A 3,888-nucleotide genomic window follows, 5' to 3' on the forward strand; every position below is an offset into this window, starting at 1 on the left:
TCTACCACCCTGCACCCAACTCTGCCAGCGCCGCTTTCGCGGCACCTGCTGTCTTCAGCGCAGCCTTAGATTATGGCACAGCTTTTCCCCTCGCCGCAAGAAAAAACGGCTAACGCATTCTGCGTTAGCCGTCTTCACGTCTTCAGCGAGCCAAGTTCTCTGCGCGAGGCGCGGCTGCTGAGGTTCAGTCTTCTTCTTGGAAGGCCTCTTGCCGCTTGTTCTTTATGGAGGGCAGCATGACGACCACGACCATGAGTGCTGCCGCGATCAACAAGCCTGCCGAAAGCGGGCGGGTCATGAAGGTACCCCAGTCACCACGGGACAGTAGCAACGCGCGCCGCAGGTTTTCTTCCATCATCGGCCCCAGGATGAAGCCTAGCAACAGGGGTGCAGGTTCACAGCCCAATTTATAGAAGAGGTAGCCGACGATGGCGAAGCCTGCCGTCATGTAGACGTCGAAGTTGTTGTTGTTGAGGGTGTAGCTGCCGATACAGCAGAAGGTGACGATCGCCGGGAACAGGAAACGATAAGGCACCGTCAGCAGTTTGATCCACATACCGATCAACGGCAGGTTGAGGATGACCAGCATCAGGTTGCCGATCCACATGGACGCGATCAAGCCCCAGAACAACTCAGGATTGCTGGTCATGACCTGCGGTCCGGGCTGAATGCCCTTGATGGTCATCGCACCAACCATCAAGGCCATCACCGCATTGGGCGGAATGCCCAGCGTCAACATAGGAATGAAACTGGTCTGTGCGCCCGCATTGTTGGCCGCCTCCGGACCTGCCACGCCCTGGATCGCACCCTTCCCGAAGGGAACTCGCGGGTTCTTGGTGATCTTCTTTTCCAAGGTGTAGGCCGCGAACGCCGCCAGGAGCGCCCCGCCACCAGGCAAGACTCCCAGAATGCTGCCAAGCGTCGTGCCGCGCAGCACTGCAGGCCAGGCCTCCTGGAAATCCTGTCGCGTCGGCCACAAGCCCTTCACGTCCTTGGTGAAGACTTCACGGTGCTCCGCCGGCTTGCCCAGATTGGCAATGATCTCGCCGAAGCCGAACACACCCATGGCGATCACGACAAAGTTGATCCCGTCCGTCAGCTCAGCGATGTCGAAGGAATAGCGCGGCGTACCGGAGATCACATCGGTGTTGATCTGCCCGAGCAGCAGGCCCAGCAAGATCATCGAGATGGCCTTGATCAGGGAGCCCGACGCCAGCACCACGGCGCCGATCAGACCCAACACCATCAGCGAGAAATACTCTGCCGGGCCGAACTTGAAGGCCAGTTCGGTCAAAGGCGGCGCGAATGCGGCAATGATGATGGTGCCGACGCAACCCGCGAAGAAGGAGCCCAAGCCGGCAGCGGCCAGCGCAGCGCCGGCGCGACCTTGACGGGCCATCTGGTAACCGTCGATCGCCGTCACCACCGAGCTCGACTCACCGGGCACGTTGATCAGGATCGCCGTGGTCGAGCCGCCGTACTGCGCGCCGTAGTAAATGCCAGCCAGCATGATCAAGGCAGGCGTCGCATCCAGTGAGTAGATCGACGGCAGCAGCATCGCAATCGTTGCGACGGGTCCAAGACCGGGTAGCACGCCGATCAAGGTGCCAAGCATGGCACCGAAGAAGGCGTACATCAGATTGGTCAGAGAGAGCGCCGTCTGGAAACCCAGGGCCAGGTTATTCAGCAAGTCCATGGGGAATCCTCAAGCGCTCGTGGTCAGGAAAGGTGGCCAAGTCGGAATCACCAGACCCAGGCCCCAGATGAAGACCACCCAACTCAGGGCCGTCAGCACCACGCTATTGATCAAGGCTTCGCGCAGCTTGAACTCATCCCCAGCAAAGGCCGCAACAATGATCAACACTGGCAGCGTCAGCAAGAGACCCAGCCGTGGTAGCAAGAAGCCGAACAGCAGCACGGCCCCGACGATCACCAGCAGCGGCCTCCAGGCAATGCTGCCGATTCGATCACCGCTATCCGATTCGATGGTCAACGCTTTGAACAACACAATGCCACCAAGTACCGCAAGCAGGACACCCAAGCCGAAGGGGAAGTAGCCTGGTCCCGGTCGCGCCGAGGAGCCGAAGCTGTACTCAGTTGCGCCCCAGGCGAAACTGACGCCCATGACGATGAACATCAGCCCCGACCAGAAGTCTTTCTGACTCTTGACCCTCATGTGTGAACCTTCTATGTCTCGTTAGATCGGCCGCATTCTAGGCAGCCATCCCCTTGAGAACTGTGTGGTTTACACGTAAGACCAAGCGCTGACCCAGACGTCCTGTGCGCTGTAGTTAGGCCTCCCACTGCGGCGTGGAGCGCAACACCTCTTCCAGCGTCGTCGCTCCTTCGGCCACCTTCATGGCTCCAGCCAGGCGGAGTGGTCGCATGCCTTCCTGGATCGCCTGCCGCCGCATGGCCGAGATGTCGGTCACCGGATGCAGGGAGGACTTCACCGCTTCGCTGACCGTCAGCAGCTCATACAAGCCGGCACGCCCGCGATAGCCGGTATTGCGGCACTCCAGGCAGCCGACGGGCTTGTAGGGCTTCACCCCGCCATTCATGCGCCAGTGCTTGAGCATCTCGTTGAGCGTCTCGCGCGTCACGTTCGGGTCGGGCGTCTTGCAGTGTGGGCATAGCGTGCGCACCAGGCGCTGGGCCAGCACACCGATCACGGTCGCATTGATCAGATAGGACGGCACGCCGAGGTCCATCAGCCGGGTGATTGCCGACGCAGCATCATTGGTATGCAGGGTGCTGAAAACCAGATGGCCGGTCAGCGCGGCCTGGATGGCCATCTCGGCGGTCTCCAGGTCGCGGATCTCGCCCACCATGATGATGTCCGGGTCCTGGCGCATCAGCGCACGCAAGCCTTCTGCAAAGCCAAAATCCAGCACCGACTGCACCTGCGTCTGGTTGAAGGCCGGCTCGATCATCTCGATCGGGTCCTCGATGGTGCAGACATTGACCTCATCGGTCGCCAGCCGCTTGAGCGTCGAATACAGCGTGCTGGTCTTGCCGCTGCCGGTCGGGCCCGTCACCAGAATGATGCCGTGCGCCTGCGAGGTGAGCTTGTTCCATCGTTCGGCGTCGTGGCCCGAAAAACCCAGCTGATCCAGATCCTTGACGGCCGTATCCGGGTCGAAGATGCGCATCACCATCTTTTCGCCGAAAGCGGTGGGCAGGGTCGACAAGCGCATCTCAACCTCGTCGCCGGCCGGGTTGCGCGTCTTGATGCGGCCGTCCAGCGGCCGGCGCTTCTCAACCACATCCATGCGCCCGAGCAGCTTGATGCGCGAGGTCATCGCGCTCATCACCGAGCTTGGCAGCTGGTAGACCGTGTGCAGCACGCCGTCGATACGGAAGCGGATGACGCCCATCTCGCGGCGCGGCTCCAGATGGATGTCGCTGGCGCGCTGGTCGAATGCGTACTGCCACAGCCAATCGACCACCTGCACCACGCCCTGGTCGTTGGCATCGAGCTGCTTGTTGTTCTTGCCCAGCTCGACCAGCTGCTCGAAGCTGGCCGCCGCCGCCACCTCACCCGTCTTGGCCGCATTGCGGACCGAGCGCGCCAGCGTGAAGAACTCGGTCGTGTACCGCGCGATCTCCAGCGGATTGGCCACCACCAGCTTGATCGGCTTGCGGGTATGCGACTCGATCTGCGCGACCCAGCTCGTGTCGAAGGGCTCAGAGGTCGCCACCGTTACATCGTTGAGCCCGAGTTGCACCGGCAGGCAGCGTTTGGCCTCGGCATAGCCCACCGACATGATGTCGGCCACGCGGCCCACATCCACCTTGAGAGGATCGATGCGCAGATAGGGCAGCTGGGCACGTGCAGCCAGCCACTCGGTCAGCTGATCCACATCCAGCGGCTTGTTGCTGCCGGCG

3 protein-coding genes are annotated in these 3,888 nt (G+C 61.5%); all 3 read right to left on the bottom strand.

Annotated features, from left to right (window positions below):
• Window positions 1–184: 184 nt before the first annotated feature.
• Window positions 185–1,696: a tripartite tricarboxylate transporter permease gene (locus tag ACIQ67_RS20020; protein WP_397536133.1), complete on the bottom strand. Its 1,512-nt coding sequence runs from the start codon at window positions 1,694–1,696 to the stop codon at window positions 185–187.
• 9 nt (window positions 1,697–1,705) lie between these two features.
• Entirely contained in the window at window positions 1,706–2,176 is a 471-nt protein-coding gene (locus ACIQ67_RS20025) for a tripartite tricarboxylate transporter TctB family protein (protein WP_397536134.1), read from the bottom strand.
• Between the two features lie 115 nt (window positions 2,177–2,291).
• On the bottom strand, window positions 2,292–3,888 hold a 1,597-nt coding region (locus ACIQ67_RS20030; protein ID WP_397536135.1), incomplete at its 5' end, for a GspE/PulE family protein.

It is taken from the genome of Roseateles sp. (assembly GCF_044373315.1).
Taxonomy (GTDB): Bacteria; Pseudomonadota; Gammaproteobacteria; order Burkholderiales; family Burkholderiaceae_C; genus JACDQM01.